The sequence below is a fragment of the Sneathiella sp. genome (assembly GCF_036960985.1).
Classification (GTDB): Bacteria; Pseudomonadota; Alphaproteobacteria; order Sneathiellales; family Sneathiellaceae; genus Sneathiella.
In genome coordinates this window covers 1-16109 of sequence record NZ_JBALWD010000024.1, presented here as the reverse complement: position 1 = coordinate 16109, position 16109 = coordinate 1, and the positions used below count along the sequence as shown (strand labels likewise).

The following is a 16109-nucleotide window of genomic DNA, read 5'->3' as shown; positions in this document are numbered from 1 at the left end:
CATGGAACAAACAATAGAAAAGTCACGCCTGCAGCGCTTCTTTAATAGTGATGTTTGGTTTAGTTTTAAGGCTAGCCCGGTTGCAATTGTGTCCTTAGTTGTAACAATGATTATGATCCTCGGTGCTGTCTTCGCACCGTTATTGGCACCGCAGGATCCGTTTGATCTGATCGTTATTGATATTATGGATGCGAGCATGCCACCGGCATGGAATGATTTTGGCGATGCCCGGTTTTTACTTGGAACAGATGATCAGGGACGGGGAATTCTCTCGACTATTTTATATGGTGCGCGCATTTCACTAATCGTCGGCTTCTCATCTGTGGTTTTCGCGATGGTAGTGGGCATTGCTCTCGGTTTGATCAGCGGATATGTTGGCGGCCGTACCGATGCCATTATCATGCGTATTGCTGATATCCAGCTTTCGTTCCCTGCAATCCTGATTGCGTTGCTGATCGACGGCGTTGCGCGGGGCATTGTCCCTAAAGAAATGCACACAGATTTATCCATTTATGTCTTGATTTTCGCCATTGGAATCTCGGGCTGGGTGCAGTATGCGCGTACGGTACGTGGGTCAACGCTTGTCGAAAAGAACAAAGAATATGTTCAGGCCGCTCGCGTGATTGGAATTCGACCTATGACTATTTTACGTCGTCACGTCCTTCCAAACGTTATGGGTCCCGTAATGGTTATCGCGACGATCCATTTAGCTCTCGCTATTATCACTGAGGCGACTTTATCGTTCTTGGGTGTTGGTGTGCCACCAACAACGCCGTCTTTGGGAACTCTCATCCGAATTGGTAACGAATATCTGTTTTCGGGTGATTGGTGGATCACTATTTTTCCGGGCGCAGCCCTGGTGATTTTGGTGCTTGCTGTTAATCTTTTGGGCGACTGGTTACGTGACGCTCTTAATCCAAAATTACGATAGGAGGCGACTATGGATCTACTTAATATCAATAACCTCCGGATCGAATTTCCCAGCCGTCATGGTACGGTTGTTGCGGTGGATAATGTTACTTTGACCGTCCAACCCGGCGAAGTGTTGGGAGTGGTTGGTGAATCTGGCGCAGGCAAGTCAACAATAGGGAATGCCGTTATTGGCTTGTTAGAGCCGCCGGGCGAAATGACCAAAGGTCATGTGCTATTGAAAACAGAGCAAATCGACACGTTATCCGCAGAAGATAAGCGAAAAATTCGCGGACGTCGCATCGGAATGATTTTTCAGGACCCATTGACGTCGCTTGACCCGTTACAAACGGTTGAGCAACAGCTTGTGGAAACCATTGAATTGCATTTGAAGCTTGGCGAAGCAAAATCTCAGGAACGAGCAGTAGATTTACTACGGCAAGTTGGTATTCCTGACCCGGAAATGCGTATTAAAAACTATCCGCATCAGTTTTCGGGCGGTATGCGGCAGCGCGTTGTTATCGCACTCGCTTTATGCGCTGAACCGGAAGTTATTATAGCGGACGAACCTACTACAGCACTTGATGTATCTATCCAGGCTCAAATACTGGAATTGATGCGCCGGCTTTGTAAAGACAAGCAAGTTGGTATGCTGATTATCACCCATGACATGGGCGTTATTGCGGATATTACAGATCGTGTGGCTGTAATGTATCACGGTAAATTGGTGGAAGAAGGAACAACTGCGAAAATTCTGGGTGATCCTGATCACCCGTACACAAGAAGTTTGATTAGCGCTGTTCCGCGCCCGGATATTCGCCTCAAAAGATTTCCAATGGTAAATTACATTGAGGAAGAGGGCGAGCGAACTAAAGATCTTGATCTCTCCACACATTGGCTTGGGAAAGTAAGAGATTTCGACGATGTAGATGGTCCACTTTTAAGCTTGAAAAACTTGGTTATGACATTCGTAACTAAACCAGCATTGTTGAAGCGCAATCGCATCATGTTTAATGCCGTCGATGACGTGTCCTTCGATATCGAACAAGGTGAAGTTTTTGGCTTGGTTGGCGAGAGCGGTAGCGGAAAATCAACAGTCGCACGTATGGTATGTAGCCTTTACAATCCAGCGGCAGGCGAAGTTAATTTTGCCGGTACAGATCTGACTAAAATCAAAACAGCGGACAAGTTGGACTATTTCCGTAGACAAATGCAGATGATTTTTCAGGATCCATTTTCTTCGTTGAATGGTCGGATGCGCGTTCTTGATATTGTTGCCGAACCAATCAGATTTCATAAATTGGCGTCCAGCAATCAGGAAGTTGAGAAAATTGTAATGGATTTGCTGGATCATGTAGGATTGGGAGCGCAGGCCGCTGTCCGGTTTCCTCATGAGTTTTCTGGTGGGCAGAGGCAGCGTATTTCTATTGCAAGGGCTTTGGCAACGCGGCCCCGGTTTTTGATATGTGACGAACCTACTTCAGCACTGGACGTTTCTATTCAGGCGCAGATTTTAAATCTTCTCAAGGACTTGCAGGAAGAGCTGGGTTTGACGATGTTGTTTATTAGCCATGACTTGCCTGTTATCCGCCAGATGTGCGATCGGGTTGGCGTCATGAAGATGGGAAAACTCGTGGAAATCTCGGCGACGGAAACTCTTTTTGAAAATCCGCAGGCTGCTTATACGCGTGAATTACTCGACCTTATGCCTAGGTTGGATAAATTGTCTCACAAGGGGCTTGAGCTTGAAGATGTATGAGGCAGATCTAAATTGAGCATAACTTATATACACGAAACACCTATAGCTACTGGCAGATTTTAGGCGACTTTTACGACATTAGTCGTATAATCTAGGCCTAAAAATTAATACGCGTCAGGCTTTATTTAGTCCAACTAAGGCCATTTGGATCATAGAAATACCTCTGGTCCAAATCATTTCCTTCCAGTCATCCGCATCGCAGTAAAAAGCATCGCGAACTTGTTTTTTGATGGCTTTTCCCTGTTCACTATCCTTATCGCCTTTAACATAGAGCCAATTGTCTGCACGTAGTGCATTTAACACCTCTATCACCGGAAGAGTACCGTATTCAATAGCGACGCATGTATGCGAAGCGTTAGGTGCCATTTGAGTGACGCCGTTATCGATCGTACCGCGTACAACCGCGGACGATGAAGTGCCCGCTTCCGGCGACGTAACGTCGTCCCCATACCATTCCATAGCACGGGATAAACCTTCAGGATTACCCACATATATGGGTTCTCCATGACCATAGGGGCCCAAACCTGTATGAAAATCCAACAGCGCCAGATGCTTGCTGCTGCCGGCGTGTTTGGAAACTACATTGCGCAACGTTTTGTTCGTCCAGGAAGGTCCAAAGCCGCCAAAAAAGATTCCGTCTTCGTGAATATGCTGTCCGCCACTTACAGCGGCTTGATAAGTCGAAAGCCCTTTATCTGCGATGTAGTCTTCAATTTTTGTATCCGCGGCTGCTCGCGCGGGACCATCCCAATCATCCGGGATTATCAGGGGATGCACGTCAGCATAGGCCGGGTTCTCGGGAAGACCTTTCGAATAATCGAGGAAGTTGCGATTAAGATCGATGTTATTCTCGTTCACGCGACGCACATGCGAAAATCCATAGGGATTGATCGCATGGATAAGCAAAACGGCTGTATCCTGAGGCAATTTGGTAAACATGTCGTTTTGCAACATCCCGACTTGAACACCGGATCCACAAAACCCTTCTCCGCCATGTGTTCCTGATGAGATAATTAGAACTTTACTGGCATTAATAGGGCCAATTCTGGCAACATCCATATATAACTCTTCACCTTCCGCCCCTTTCGCCTCATCGTTCAAATGGTTTTCAACAGGAATTTCGAGAGCATTACAGGCGTCTAAAAATTTTTGGCGGGCAACGGCATAGGTCGGAGAGAAATAATTGGAAATATTCATAATTAAGCTTCTTTTCCTTTTGTTTTTTATGCATTGTTTATAACAGAATACTGAGTCCCAAAGAACTTTTTTGAGTTTTTTGAGAACATTCACTAGTGTTGTATAGGGTCGGCAAATTGCAATAATTTGAGAAGCTTAAAATAGTGGTGGGGAACAATGTCCGAAAAAAGCTACATACTCTATGGTTCTGAATACTCACCGTTTTCAGTTAAAGTCAGATCCTATTTTAGATATAAGAACATTCCGCATGAATGGCGCCCAAGAACCCATGAAAATTTTGCGGAATTTAGAGCGCTAGCCAAACTGCCGCTTATCCCTCTTGTGGCTGGACCAAAAAATGAAGTTCTACAAGATTCTACGCCTATAATGGAGTTGATGGAAACGCGTTTCCCTGAAAATAGCATTCGGCCAGATGATACTGAATTGTCTTTCTTATCCTTTCTTCTTGAAGATTATGGAGACGAATGGGTTAATAAACCCATGTTTCATTATCGTTGGTGGAATGATGTTGATCAAATTGCCGTGGCGGATGGCTTGGCGCAATCTGCGTTACCCAATGGTGATGCTAATGCAAGGGAACAACTGGCAGTGCAAATCCGCGCGAGGATGGTCCCTCGGTTACGGTTTGTCGGTTCCCATGAAGGTACAAAGGAAATCATTGAGAGTTCCCTCGATACACTTCTGATGCTGCTTGAACTCCATTTGAAGCGCAGACCCTATATATTTGGGGGGCGACCTAGTTTTGCCGATTTTGGAATTTGGGGGCAGTTGTATAGCTGCATGTTGCAGCCGACAACGAAGTCCCTCATTATCAAGAAATTTCCCGAAATTGTTTCCTGGATTGAACGAATGCTGGATCCAAAAAATATGGGGGAGTGGGAAGAGTGGGAACATCTTGCTCCCACATTGGAACCACTGATAAAGGCAGAAATCGGGAACTTATACTTGCCATGGAGTGTCGCTAATTCCAAAGCAGTGTTTGAAGAGGCTTCAGAATTCACCGTCGAGTTGCCAAAGGGTGCATTTAATCAACAAGCCGTCAAATATTCAGCTCGGTCACATCATGCACTGAAAGATAAATTACGCAAAGTAGGTGGCAGGGCGAAATTGGAAGAAACATTGTTAAAAAACAATTGTTTGTCCGCTCTTGTTGCAGAAGCGTGGTAAGTACTTTTTGATCTTACCATAATTTCGCCGGATTTCACGAGTATGTCATTCTTTTAGAAAGCGTTGCGAAGATAAAATGGTGTTCTTTGTTCTCGAGCGAGATATGGTTCAGAGCTATTAATCAATATATAGTATGTAAAACAAGTATTTAGAAGATTATCTTTAATTTTTAGATAATTGGGAATATCAAAAATATGGTTAATTTTTTGGCATTTAAACTAGTATAACCATATTTAATGGTGTAGAGTTCAGTTAATCGTTGAATTAACGATTTTTTTTGTACGGAATAATCGGAGTAGACGTGTGGCGAAGATAGGTGCTCTTGTGAAAGCAGGAGTTGTGAATACAGAAGGGTATTATACATTGGGCGGTCGCCTGGCAATTGATTTTGCCAATAGCCATGAGCGTGTTGGCCAAGAAGCTGACGGCCTTAGTACGTTTGAAGATCTTCTAACCTTTTTGAAATCCCACGGCCATCTTCACGAAGATGAAGCCTCTGATTTGCATATGTTTTTGTTTCAAAATCCTGATCGGTGTCAGGCCGTTGTGGATAGTTTGACGAAGCTGCGGACAATGTTTAAATCCGTATTGACGCAAATGGCTCAAGGGTGGCCGGCGGATCCTGGATTTTTCGAAGAAATCAACAGCCATTTGGTAGTCTTTAAGAGCTTTCATAAAGTTGTGCCGTCAGAAGATGGCCTGGAGCTAAAAACGGTTATCGCGGAAGAGGGACCAGAAAAACTTCTTTTTCCAATCGTTCGTGACATAGCTGATTTCTTGGCTTCTGATCATCCGGATAAGACGAAAATATGCGCAAATGACGATTGCGGTTTATATTTTGTAAATTTGTCCCGAAATGGGCGGCGACGTTGGTGCTCCATGTCCACTTGCGGGAACCGTGCCAAAGTCAATGCATATTTGAAACGACAGGAAGCCTGATAAATTCCAGTTTAGGCGTCTTTCAATGCGAGTTCGCGTAGAGCGTTTTTCTGTACTTTTCCCATTGTATTGCGCGGTAGCGTATCGACAATATAAACTTGTTTTGGCACTTTAAAATTTGCCAATTTCTCCTTAATGAAAGCTGTGACGTCTGAGGCCTGCAAGCCAGATGTACTGGCAGTCGGCACAACAAATGCAACCACAGCCTCTCCAAAATCAACATGGGGTCGCCCAACTACAGCGCTTTCTTCAACAGTCGGCATTTCATCGATGAAGCTTTCGATTTCTTTTGGATAAACATTATATCCCCCCGAAATAATGAGGTCTTTTGAGCGCCCGACAATTCGATAGTACCCATCATCGCCTTTGCGCGTCATATCTCCAGTTATAAAAAAGCCGTCACTTCTGAATTCAGCTGCCGTTTTATCCGGCATCTGCCAATACCCTTTGAAAACATTAGGGCCTTTGATTTCTAGTATGCCAATTTCACCATCGGGGACAATTTTGCCGTCATCATCCGTTATGCGCACGTCGTTATCCAACGGGAATCCAACTGTGCCCGCTTTGCGTTCGCCATCGTAAGGGTTCGTGGTAATCATTCCTGCTTCCGTCATGCCATAGCGCTCAAGAATAACGTGGCCTGTTTTTTCTGAAAAAGCACTAAAGGTTTCTTCAAGCAAAGGAGCGGAGCCCGCCGTGAACAAGCGCATATTACGACAGATTTCGCTTGTCAATCCCAGCTCAGATAGAAGGCGAACATAAAATGTCGGAACTCCCATAAACACCGTTGAGCTTGGGAGATATTCAGTAACAGTCAAAGCATCAAATTTCGTCAAAAAGATTATTTTACTACCATTCAAAAGTGCGCAATGCAGAGCGACGAATAACCCATGAACGTGAAATATGGGAAGCGCGTGCAGCAGCACATCGTCTTCGTCAAAACGCCAGGTTTTGTGCAAGGACAGGGCATTAGAAGCCAGATTGTCATGTGTAAGCATGGCACCCTTGGATCGGCCGGTCGTCCCAGACGTGTACAGGATTGCTGCCAGATCATCTGAGGCACGGCTTACAGTAGTAAAGTCAAAGGAGCAATTTGCGGCGCCTTCGGTCAGATTACCTCTACCTTCTGCATTGAGGGTCAGGACTTCCAATACACCTGCTTTTGTAGAAATTTTGGAGATTTCAGATAAAGAGGAGGGGTCGCAAATGACGAGGGCAGGCGATGCGTCGCCAACAAAATATTCGATTTCCGCAGCCTTGTAGGCTGTATTCAGTGGCAGATACACTAATCCGGCACGTAAGCAGGCGAGATAAAGTATTACAGCTTCCACAGACTTTCCAACTTGGACCGCCACCCGGTCGCCGGGCTTTGCGCCGAGATCCGTCATAAAATTAGCCATCTGTGCAGACCGAATAACGATTTGTTCAAAACTAAAAGTTTGAACATCTGGTCCTTCGAAAGCTATCGCTGATTTGTCAGATGGAAAATGATCTTCGAAAAGCGTGTAAAGATTTTTATTTGTCATAATGTGTTATCGGTACTTTTAATCGCTAGGCGGAATTACGAAGATAGTGGGCTGGAAGCGTAGCAAGGAAATCGGTAAATCGCTCCCCTTGTATGGCAACATGGTCGCGGGTTAGTTTTTCTGCAAGCTTTGAATTCCCGTCCAGAATGGCAGTTACCAGTGCGCCATGTTCATTCGAAGATGAGACCATTCGTCCAGGAATTCGAACCTGTAACCGGCGGTGAGGGGATAACCGTTGACGAAGTTCTTTTGTTTGTTTTTCTAAGAAATTATTATGGCTCGCCTGATAGATCAAGTTATGCATGTGAGTGTTGCGCTCATAATACATATCATGTTGATCGCCACCAGCAAGTGAATCACATTCTTCATGAGCTTCTAACAGAGCTTTTTTCTCGTCCGGCGTAATACGTCTCGCCGCCAATTTAGCACACGTGGCTTCGAGCTCTGCCATGACTTCAAACATGTTCATGAGGTCCTGAACGGAAATTTCAGCGACGATTGCCCCGCGTCTTGGTCTGATCTCAATCAATCCCGTTGCTGACAAACGATTTAAAGCTTCACGGACTGGTGTTCGTGATACGCCAAATCGCTCGGCAAGAAGGGTTTCGTCCAACCTTGTTCCTGGCGACAGGGTGCCCGTCACTATTTCTTGCTCTAATACAGGTAAAAGTTCACTTGCTCTCGAAGTTGACATAATACATCCATTTCTGATTTCCGATTAGTCTATCATCAATTATGTGTGCAGGGAATTAATTTTTGTATACAAGAAGTAATTTGTCACATACAATTCTTCTTAGTCGATCTCCGATAAAGAAGGCAGGCGGCAATTTATTCTATCGCGTTGAAAAGTTTCAAAGCGTTTCCGGTTCTGGGAGGAACATCAAAATGAAAACAAAAAAATTATTATTAAAGAGCGTGCCGCTGGCAGTGGCAATGGGCGTCGGAATGGCCGCCCTAACAGGCTTTTCCGCGCAGGCAGAAACCCTTAAGGCCTCGCATCAATGGCCAGGTGGTAAAGGCGATGTGCGCGATGAAATGGTGCAAATAATTGCCCGAGAAGTTGGTAATGCTGACGTCGGTATCGACGTGAAGGTTTATCCCGGAAAGAGTCTATACAAGCCCAAAGAACAATGGGGTGCGATGGTTAAGGGGCAACTTGATATTTCTGCCTTTCCATTGGCCTATGCGGCCGGCCGTCATCCGGAATTTGACGCAACACTGATGCCTGGTCTTGTGAAGAACCACGACCATGCCATGCGCCTAAATAGCTCACCCTTCATGGATGATATTAAGAAAATCATCAATGATGCAGGGATTGTCGTGCTTGCGGACGCCTGGTTGGCTGGAGGTTTCGCTTCCAAAACAACATGCATTACAGGCCCTGAGACAATGAAAGGGCAGGTAACGAGAGCAGCCGGTAAAGCTTTTGAGCAAATGCTCGTTGGTGCCGGTGCCTCCATTGCTTCCATGCCCAGTTCTGAAATCTATAATGCGATGCAGACAGGAGTTCTGGATGCAGCTAATACAAGCTCAGGCAGTTTCGTTTCCTATCGAATTTATGAGCAAGCAAAATGCCTAACAGCACCTGGAGACAATGCCCTGTGGTTTATGTATGAACCACTTTTGATGTCCAAGAAAAGTTACGACAAACTAACGAAAGAGCAGCAAGACGCTTTGATGGCCGCAGGTAAAGTTGCGGAAGAGTTTTTCTTTGGCGCAGCCAAAGGGCTCGATGACAAGCTTGTAAAAGCATATACAGATGCGGGCGTCGAAGTCGTGACCATGACGCCAGAACAGGCGAAAGCGTGGCGTGATATTGCCAATGAAACATCTTATAAATCGTTCTCGGAAAAAGTTCCGGGCGGCGATGTTTTGATCAAGAAAGCCTTGGCTGTCGACTAAATCGATTGCCGAAAACTCCCGGTATTGTCGAGGGGGCAATGCCGGGAGTTTTTCGTTTTACCCTCGACAGGGAACAGATATGTCTAGCTTTATCCAATTCATTCAATTTCTTTCAAGGCTGTTTGGTGTATTGGCGGCGTTGCTCGTCACCTCTGCCATTCTAGTCGTCTGTCAAATGGTCGTCTTGCGTTATTTTCTCAACGCGTCAACGGCCTGGCAGACGGAATATGTCACCTATGCGATCGTGGCCGCGACTTTTCTGGGCAGTCCTTATGTCTTATTGGTCAAAGGGCATGTAAATGTAGATTTGTTGCCACATTATTTGCCGCGGACAGGACGAAAAGTACTTGCGCTCGTTGCTGCTGCATTGGCGCTTACTTTTTGTGCCGTTTTGACCTGGCAATCTTATGATTTTTTCTTCGAAGCATACGAGAACGGGTGGCGGACAGATACTATATGGGAATTACCGTTATGGATCCCCTATTTACCCATGTTTGTGGGTTTAATGTTGTTGTGCATTCAATACATTGCAGAGATTCTTGCTATTGCTTTTAATCTTCAAGAACCTTTTGCAAAGCCTGATAATCTGATGGAGGGGGAATAAAATGGATCCGCTCCTTGTCGGCCTGCTTGCTGCAGTTGTCGTTATACTTCTCTTGGCAACCGGGATGCCTGTTGCCTTCGGACTGGGCCTTGTTTCCATCGCTTTTCTAACGTTTTTTGAGGGAGTGGATAGTCTTACTGTTATTGCGGAAACCTTTTTTGCAGGAATTGGTGAATTCTCGCTTGTCTCCATTCCCATGTTCATTGTTATGGGCGCCGCCGTTGCGTCGTCTCCAGCGGGTAAAGATCTCTTCGAAGCTCTTGACCGGTGGTTGACCCGTGTACCCGGCGGGTTAATTATTTCCAACATCGGAGCTTGTTCTGTTTTTGCAGCGCTGAGTGGATCTTCACCAGCTACTTGCGCTGCTATCGGCAAAATGGGTATTCCGGAGATGCAAAAGCGGGGATATCCCGATAGTCTGGCAACCGGAGCTATCGCCGCGGGTGGGACATTGGGAATATTAATACCACCCTCAGTCACGATGATTGTCTATGGTATTGCTACAGAAACCTCGATCGGCCGGCTTTTCCTGGCAGGTGTACTGCCTGGGTTATTACTGACGGTTTTATTTATGGCCTGGGCTATTTTCTACGCTTGGCGTAGTGGGTACGATTTTCGCGAGAAAATAGGGAGTTTTTCCTGGCGTCAGAAATTCGAAATCCTTCCGCGTGTTGCCCCGTTTTTAGCCATTGTCGTCGGTATTTTATTTGTCCTCTATGGCGGTGTCGCTACACCATCAGAAGCCGCGGGGGTCGGCGCCTTATTCTGTCTCATATTGGTCGCGGTAATCTACAAAATCTTTCAACCAAAAAAGATATGGGCTATACTCAGTAGTTCAACCCGTGAAAGCGTTATGATCTTGATGATCATCGGATCATCAGCGCTGTTTGCTTATACCTTATCAAGCTTGTTCGTTACTCAGTCCGTTGCCGAGTATATTGCAGCCTTGGACGTCAATAAATGGGTGTTGATGGGTATGATCAATGTCTTTTTATTAATTGCAGGTTTCTTTTTACCGCCGGTTGCCGTGATTGTCATGACAGCGCCCATTTTGCTCCCCATTATTATAAGTGCGGGATTTGATCCCTATTGGTTTGCTGTTATTTTGACTATAAATATGGAAATTGGTTTGATAACGCCGCCAGTGGGATTAAATCTGTATGTGATTAATGGGATCGCCCCGGAAATTTCACTGCCAACAATTTTAAAAGGCGCACTTCCTTTTATGCTGTGCATGGTTCTTGGTATTGTTATTTTATGCGTATTTCCAGAAATTGCGACTTGGTTGCCAACTAAAATAATGGGATAATATAGACGATGAGTCCGACATTTGTTTCACAGATATTTAATTCGATTGCTGACACGGGGCGGGACCTGCTGGATTTGGGAACAGGTAAAACCCGAAATCACAGTATTGAGGGTCTTTGTCGGGATTTATTGACGCAGAAAGGCGAGGCGTCTGGGATGGCGCTTGCGAGAGAAGTTGTTGAGGTTTGGGCAGGGTTGTCGGAAAAGGATCAACTCGACTTTTTATTGTTTTTGGATAATGAAATGTCACCGGATCAGGCCCGTATTGATAAAGCGGTGTCCGCCTATCAGATGGACCAAAGTCCGCAGAATTATCAATATTTGAGTGCCGCCATCGAGGCGCCGCGACAGGAACTTATGCGCCGGGTGAATTTTGCGCCTGGAGGAACAGCCGCTATTGTTGGGATGCGCAAATTTCTGGTGAGCCAACTAAAAGAATATCCACAGTTAAAGTCCGTCGACAATGACTTGCGTCATCTCCTTAGCTCGTGGTTCAATCGCGGTTTTCTGTCTCTGGAACGGATCGATTGGCGCACACCAGCAGTTATTCTTGAAAAATTGATTGAGTATGAAGCCGTACATGAAATTGATGGGTGGGAAGATTTGCGTCGGCGTCTGGACAGTGACAGGAGATGCTTTGCATTTTTTCATCCGGCCTTGCCCGATGAACCGCTGATCTTTGTTGAAGTTGCCCTGGTGAAAGGATTGGCCGATGCGGTGCAACCTTTATTGCAACAGGAAGCGGAGAGGGGAGATCCGCGTAAAGCAGATACCGCTATTTTTTATTCCATTAGTAACTGTCAGGATGGTTTAAAAGGTATAAGTTTTGGTAATTTCTTGATTAAACAAGTTGTGGCTGAACTCTCAACGGAACTGCCGAACCTTAAGCATTTTGCGACATTATCTCCAATTCCAGGGTTTATGAAATGGCTCAATTCTGTAAAGGGCAAAGTTGGGGGTATTCCTTTTAAAGAAATTGGAGCCGCTAAATCTTTGCTTAAGGAAAAAGAGTGGTTCAAAAGCTCATCCGTCACGGATCAGTTAAAAGAACCTTTGGAAAAATTGTGTGCGCATTATTTGGTTAACGAGAAAAGCCGGGAACGGCCGCTTGATCCCGTGGCTCGCTTTCACCTTGGCAACGGTGCGCGACTGGAACAACTTAATTGGATGGGAGACAAATCCGCCAACGGGCTGTTTCAGTCGGCAGGATTACTAGTAAACTACTACTATAATTCGAAAGACATTGAGCGGAATCACGAAGCCTACGCAAACGAAAGAAAAGTGGTAGCCTCGTCTTCTATACAGTCGCTTTCCAAAGCTGGGAAAAAGTAGTCTGCCTTTTCGGTGACTAAACTTTTGACCGGACGCCAATATTTTTGTCGACGACGGCAAGCCATTGTTTATAATTCTACATAAGGCCATGAAAACTTCTGGCTCACTGATTTGCCGATTGAAACATTCATTCATGAATGTTAGTGTCTCGTGGATTTATAAAAAACAAGAATAAAGGGACTGAGATGTCAGAAGAAAAAATGCTTCAAGGTAAAGTTGTTGTTGTCACCGGCGCAGGTCGTGGGATTGGCCGTGGAATAGCGATTATGGCTGCTGAGCATGGTGCGAAAGTCGTTGTCAATGATCTCGGCGGAACGGAGCAAGGCGATGGCGCCGATCAAATTCCTGCGATGGAAGTTGTTAAGACTATTGCAGATGCGGGCGGAGAGGCGATTGCCAATTTCGGAAATGTGGCTAATGCTGATGATGCCGGTCAGATGATTGAAGACGCACGTTCTAACTTCGGAAGTATTGACTGTATTGTAAATAATGCAGGAATTCTTCGGGATGTTATTTTTCATAAAATGTCGGAAGCTGAATTTGATGCGGTTATTGCGGTCCATCTAAAAGGCACTTTTAACGTTAGCCGGGCTGCTGCGCCTTATTTTAGGGAACAACAAACTGGCTCATTCGTTCATATGACATCTACGTCCGGCTTGATTGGCAATTTTGGACAGGCCAACTATGCGGCTGCAAAACTCGGTATTGCCGGTTTGTCCCGATCCATTGCTTTGGATATGTCTCGTTTTGGCGTACGCTCGAACTGTATTTCACCCTTTGCATGGTCTCGCTTGATTGGCACTATTCCACAAGGAACTGACGCGGAGCGTGAACGCGTTGCAAAAATTCAGCAAATGACCCCGGAAAAAATTGCACCGCTTGCCGTTTATCTTTTGGCAGATGCGGCAGCGGATATTACGGGCCAGATTTTTGTTGTCCGGAACAATGAGATGTGTCTGATGAGCCAGCCCCGTCCGATACGAAACTTGCAGGCGTCTGAAGGCTGGACACCTGAGACGGTCGCATCGCGGTTTGGGCCGGCTATAAAATCCTCTCTAGTACCTCTTGAGCGGTCTGGCGATGTGTTCTGCTGGGATCCGGTGTAAGGAGGAAATTATGGCGATCGATTATGATAAGCTTATAAATTGGAAGTTCGATGATATCGAGCAGACTTATACGACAAAAGACAGCATACTTTATGCATTAGGCGTCGGCGTCTCCATGGATCCGTTGGATATGGATCAGCTGCGCTTCACGTATGAAGAGGACATGCTGGCTTTGCCTACTATGTCTGTCGTCCTTGCCTATCCAGGCTTTTTTCTCAAGGAGCCAGAATTCGGGGTTGATTGGGTCAAGGTTTTGCATGGGGAACAAGGTATCGAGATCCACAAGACGCTTCCGGCCAAGGGAACGGTTATCGGGACAACAAAGATCACCGAGATCATCGACAAGGGAGAAGGTCGTGGGGCGTTAATGTTCTCGACCCGGGAAGTCCGGGAAAAGGCAAGTGGTGATTTATTGGCGACGCTGTCTTCTACGACTTTTTGCCGTGGAGATGGCGGTTTTGGCGGACCGGCGGTTGAAGCGCCCAAACCTCATACGCTGCCTGATCGAGCGCCGGATAGTATCGTTGAGCTTCCAACGTTGGATCAGGCCGCTCTTATCTATCGATTAAGCGGCGATTTTAATCCACTGCATGCGGATCCACGGGTCGCAAAATCTGCAGGATTTGAAGCCCCAATTCTGCACGGATTGGCGTCCCTTGGTGTTGCAGGTCATGCTTTAGTAAAGCAGGCTTGTGGATATGACCCGGCTAAACTTAAATCCTTGAAATTGAGATTTTCTGCGCCAGTATATCCTGGAGAGACAATCGTTACGGAAATGTGGCATGACGACAATATTACATCATTCCGATGCCGGGTTAAAGAACGTGACTTGGTTGTTTTGAATAATGGCCGCGCTGTAATAGCCTGAAGCGATTTAACACATTCCGGGTAACAGGAGAATGAGGTGAGAGTTTCAAAAGCAATTGAGACACGTGTGACAATACGTCAATTTTTGCCGACACCTGTTCCCGAAAAGATAATCCGCGAAATTTTGGAGATTGCCAAACGAGCCCCTTCGGGCGGCAATCTTCAACCGTGGAACGTTCATGTTCTGGTCGATGACCCCTTGAAGGCACTCGTAGATGACATTGCTGGGAAGCTAAAAAAGGGGATAGAAGAAGATCCCGAATATAACGTATATCCACCTGAATTGGTGGATCCATATAAAACGAGGCGACGGATTGTCGGGCAGATGCTTTACGAGCTAATAGGCGTTCCGCGGGATGATTTGCCGGGAAAACTCAAGCAACTGTCTCGAAATTTTCGGTTTTTTGATGCCCCGGTTGGAATATTTTTTGTTATGCATCGCCAGATGGAGATAGGCCAGTATGCAGACTTGGGAATGTTCATGCAAAATATCATGCTGCTTGCCCGCGAATACGGATTACATACCTGTGCGCAAGAAGCCTGGGCCCGCTGGCCTGAAACGTTGCAAGAACATCTTGGTCTTGCGGATCATGAAATGCTGTTCTGTGGTATGGCGCTTGGATATAGCGATGAAACAGCGATTATAAATAAACTGACTTCTGAGCGCGAAGAGTTTGAAAATTTCGCCACTCTGCATGGCTTCTAGTTGAGAAAAGGATAAAGGTTATGGATGAAGAGGTTACTGCTCAAATACGGCAAACTGTTCAGCAGCTCTGTCAGCAGTATCCCGGTTCCTATTGGCAGCAGAAAGATAGGGATAGGGCTTATCCGTCGGAATTTGTAAATGCGCTTACAGAAGCGGGCCTTCTTTCTTCCTTGATTCCAGAACAATACGGCGGAGCAGGCCTATCGCTGGCAATAGCTTCGATGATTCTGGAGGAAATTCATGCCAATGGGTGCAATGGTGCGGCATGCCACGCGCAAATGTATACCATGGGAACTCTTCTCAGGCATGGCAGCGAGGAACAACGGCACCAATATTTACCGGGAATAGCTAGCGGTGAGCTTCGTCTTCAGGCATTTGGCGTTACCGAACCAACGGCTGGGACGGACACGACCAGCATTTCAACGATTGCTGTTCGGGATGGCGACGATTATGTTGTTAACGGACAGAAGGTTTGGACATCCCGAGCGGAGCATTCTGATTTAATGATTCTGCTGGCGAGGACGACAGCCAAGGACAAGGTGCGCAAAAAATCAGAAGGTCTCTCTGTCTTTATTGTCGATATGCGGGAAGTCGTGGGGAAGGGAATGACCATTCGCCCCATTCGAACAATGATCAATCATGCAACGACAGAAGTCTTCTTCGATAATATGCGTATTCCCGCCAGCAGCCTTATTGGTGAAGAAGGCAAGGGATTTAAGTATATACTCACAGGGATGAATGCGGAGCGCATTCTTATTGCGTCGGAATGTATCGGCGACGCCCGCTG

At 46.0% G+C, this 16109-nt stretch carries 15 protein-coding genes; 12 read left to right on the top strand and 3 right to left on the bottom strand.

Annotated elements, in window-relative coordinates; genetic code table 11:
* The first annotated feature begins 1 nt into the window (after nt 1).
* Together V7723_RS13595 and V7723_RS13590 are read left to right on the top strand one after the other, a co-directional pair.
* A complete protein-coding gene (locus V7723_RS13595; protein ID WP_335685030.1) occupies nt 2–931 on the top strand; it encodes an ABC transporter permease in 930 nt (309 codons plus the stop codon).
* 9 nt (nt 932–940) lie between these two features.
* On the top strand, nt 941–2668 hold the full coding sequence (locus V7723_RS13590) for an ABC transporter ATP-binding protein (protein WP_335685029.1): 1728 nt from the start codon (nt 941–943) through the stop codon (nt 2666–2668).
* Between the two features lie 114 nt (nt 2669–2782).
* On the opposite strand, the gene V7723_RS13585 is transcribed toward V7723_RS13590, so the two are convergent.
* Nucleotides 2783–3865, bottom strand: a complete 1083-nt coding sequence (locus V7723_RS13585; protein ID WP_335685028.1) for a M14 family metallopeptidase — start codon at nt 3863–3865, stop codon at nt 2783–2785.
* 156 nt (nt 3866–4021) lie between these two features.
* Between V7723_RS13585 and V7723_RS13580 the strand changes: the two genes are divergently transcribed.
* Nucleotides 4022–5032: a glutathione S-transferase family protein gene (locus V7723_RS13580; protein ID WP_335685027.1), complete on the top strand. Its 1011-nt coding sequence runs from the start codon at nt 4022–4024 to the stop codon at nt 5030–5032.
* A gap of 303 nt (nt 5033–5335) precedes the next feature.
* Nucleotides 5336–5971, top strand: coding sequence for a CGNR zinc finger domain-containing protein (locus V7723_RS13575; protein WP_335685026.1), 636 nt, complete (start codon nt 5336–5338; stop codon nt 5969–5971).
* Between the two features lie 11 nt (nt 5972–5982).
* On the opposite strand, the gene V7723_RS13570 is transcribed toward V7723_RS13575, so the two are convergent.
* A complete protein-coding gene (locus V7723_RS13570) occupies nt 5983–7497 on the bottom strand; it encodes a malonate--CoA ligase (protein WP_335685025.1) in 1515 nt (504 codons plus the stop codon).
* Nucleotides 7498–7522: 25 nt separating this feature from the next.
* On the bottom strand, nt 7523–8191 hold the full coding sequence (locus tag V7723_RS13565) for a GntR family transcriptional regulator (protein WP_335685024.1): 669 nt from the start codon (nt 8189–8191) through the stop codon (nt 7523–7525).
* Between the two features lie 191 nt (nt 8192–8382).
* Here V7723_RS13565 and dctP point away from each other — a divergent pair, with 191 nt between their 5' ends.
* From dctP to V7723_RS13525, 8 genes are all read left to right on the top strand, one after another.
* Complete coding sequence (gene dctP, locus V7723_RS13560; protein WP_335685023.1) at nt 8383–9399, top strand: TRAP transporter substrate-binding protein DctP; 1017 nt, start codon at nt 8383–8385, stop codon at nt 9397–9399.
* Nucleotides 9400–9478: 79 nt separating this feature from the next.
* Entirely contained in the window at nt 9479–10003 is a 525-nt protein-coding gene (locus V7723_RS13555) for a TRAP transporter small permease subunit (RefSeq protein ID WP_335685022.1), read from the top strand.
* Nucleotide 10004: 1 nt separating this feature from the next.
* Nucleotides 10005–11312: a TRAP transporter large permease gene (locus V7723_RS13550; protein WP_335685021.1), complete on the top strand. Its 1308-nt coding sequence runs from the start codon at nt 10005–10007 to the stop codon at nt 11310–11312.
* Between the two features lie 8 nt (nt 11313–11320).
* Nucleotides 11321–12643, top strand: a complete 1323-nt coding sequence (locus V7723_RS13545) for a malonyl-CoA decarboxylase (protein ID WP_335685020.1) — start codon at nt 11321–11323, stop codon at nt 12641–12643.
* A gap of 185 nt (nt 12644–12828) precedes the next feature.
* The gene (locus V7723_RS13540) at nt 12829–13749 is read left to right on the top strand and encodes an SDR family oxidoreductase (protein ID WP_335685019.1); all 921 of its coding nucleotides are present in this window, start codon (nt 12829–12831) and stop codon (nt 13747–13749) included.
* A gap of 10 nt (nt 13750–13759) precedes the next feature.
* A complete protein-coding gene (locus V7723_RS13535; RefSeq protein WP_335685018.1) occupies nt 13760–14617 on the top strand; it encodes a MaoC/PaaZ C-terminal domain-containing protein in 858 nt (285 codons plus the stop codon).
* A gap of 36 nt (nt 14618–14653) precedes the next feature.
* The gene (locus V7723_RS13530) at nt 14654–15322 is read left to right on the top strand and encodes a nitroreductase (RefSeq protein WP_335685017.1); all 669 of its coding nucleotides are present in this window, start codon (nt 14654–14656) and stop codon (nt 15320–15322) included.
* 20 nt (nt 15323–15342) lie between these two features.
* Nucleotides 15343–16109, top strand: a 767-nt coding sequence (locus tag V7723_RS13525) for an acyl-CoA dehydrogenase family protein (protein WP_335685016.1), incomplete at its 3' end; no start/stop codon positions are given.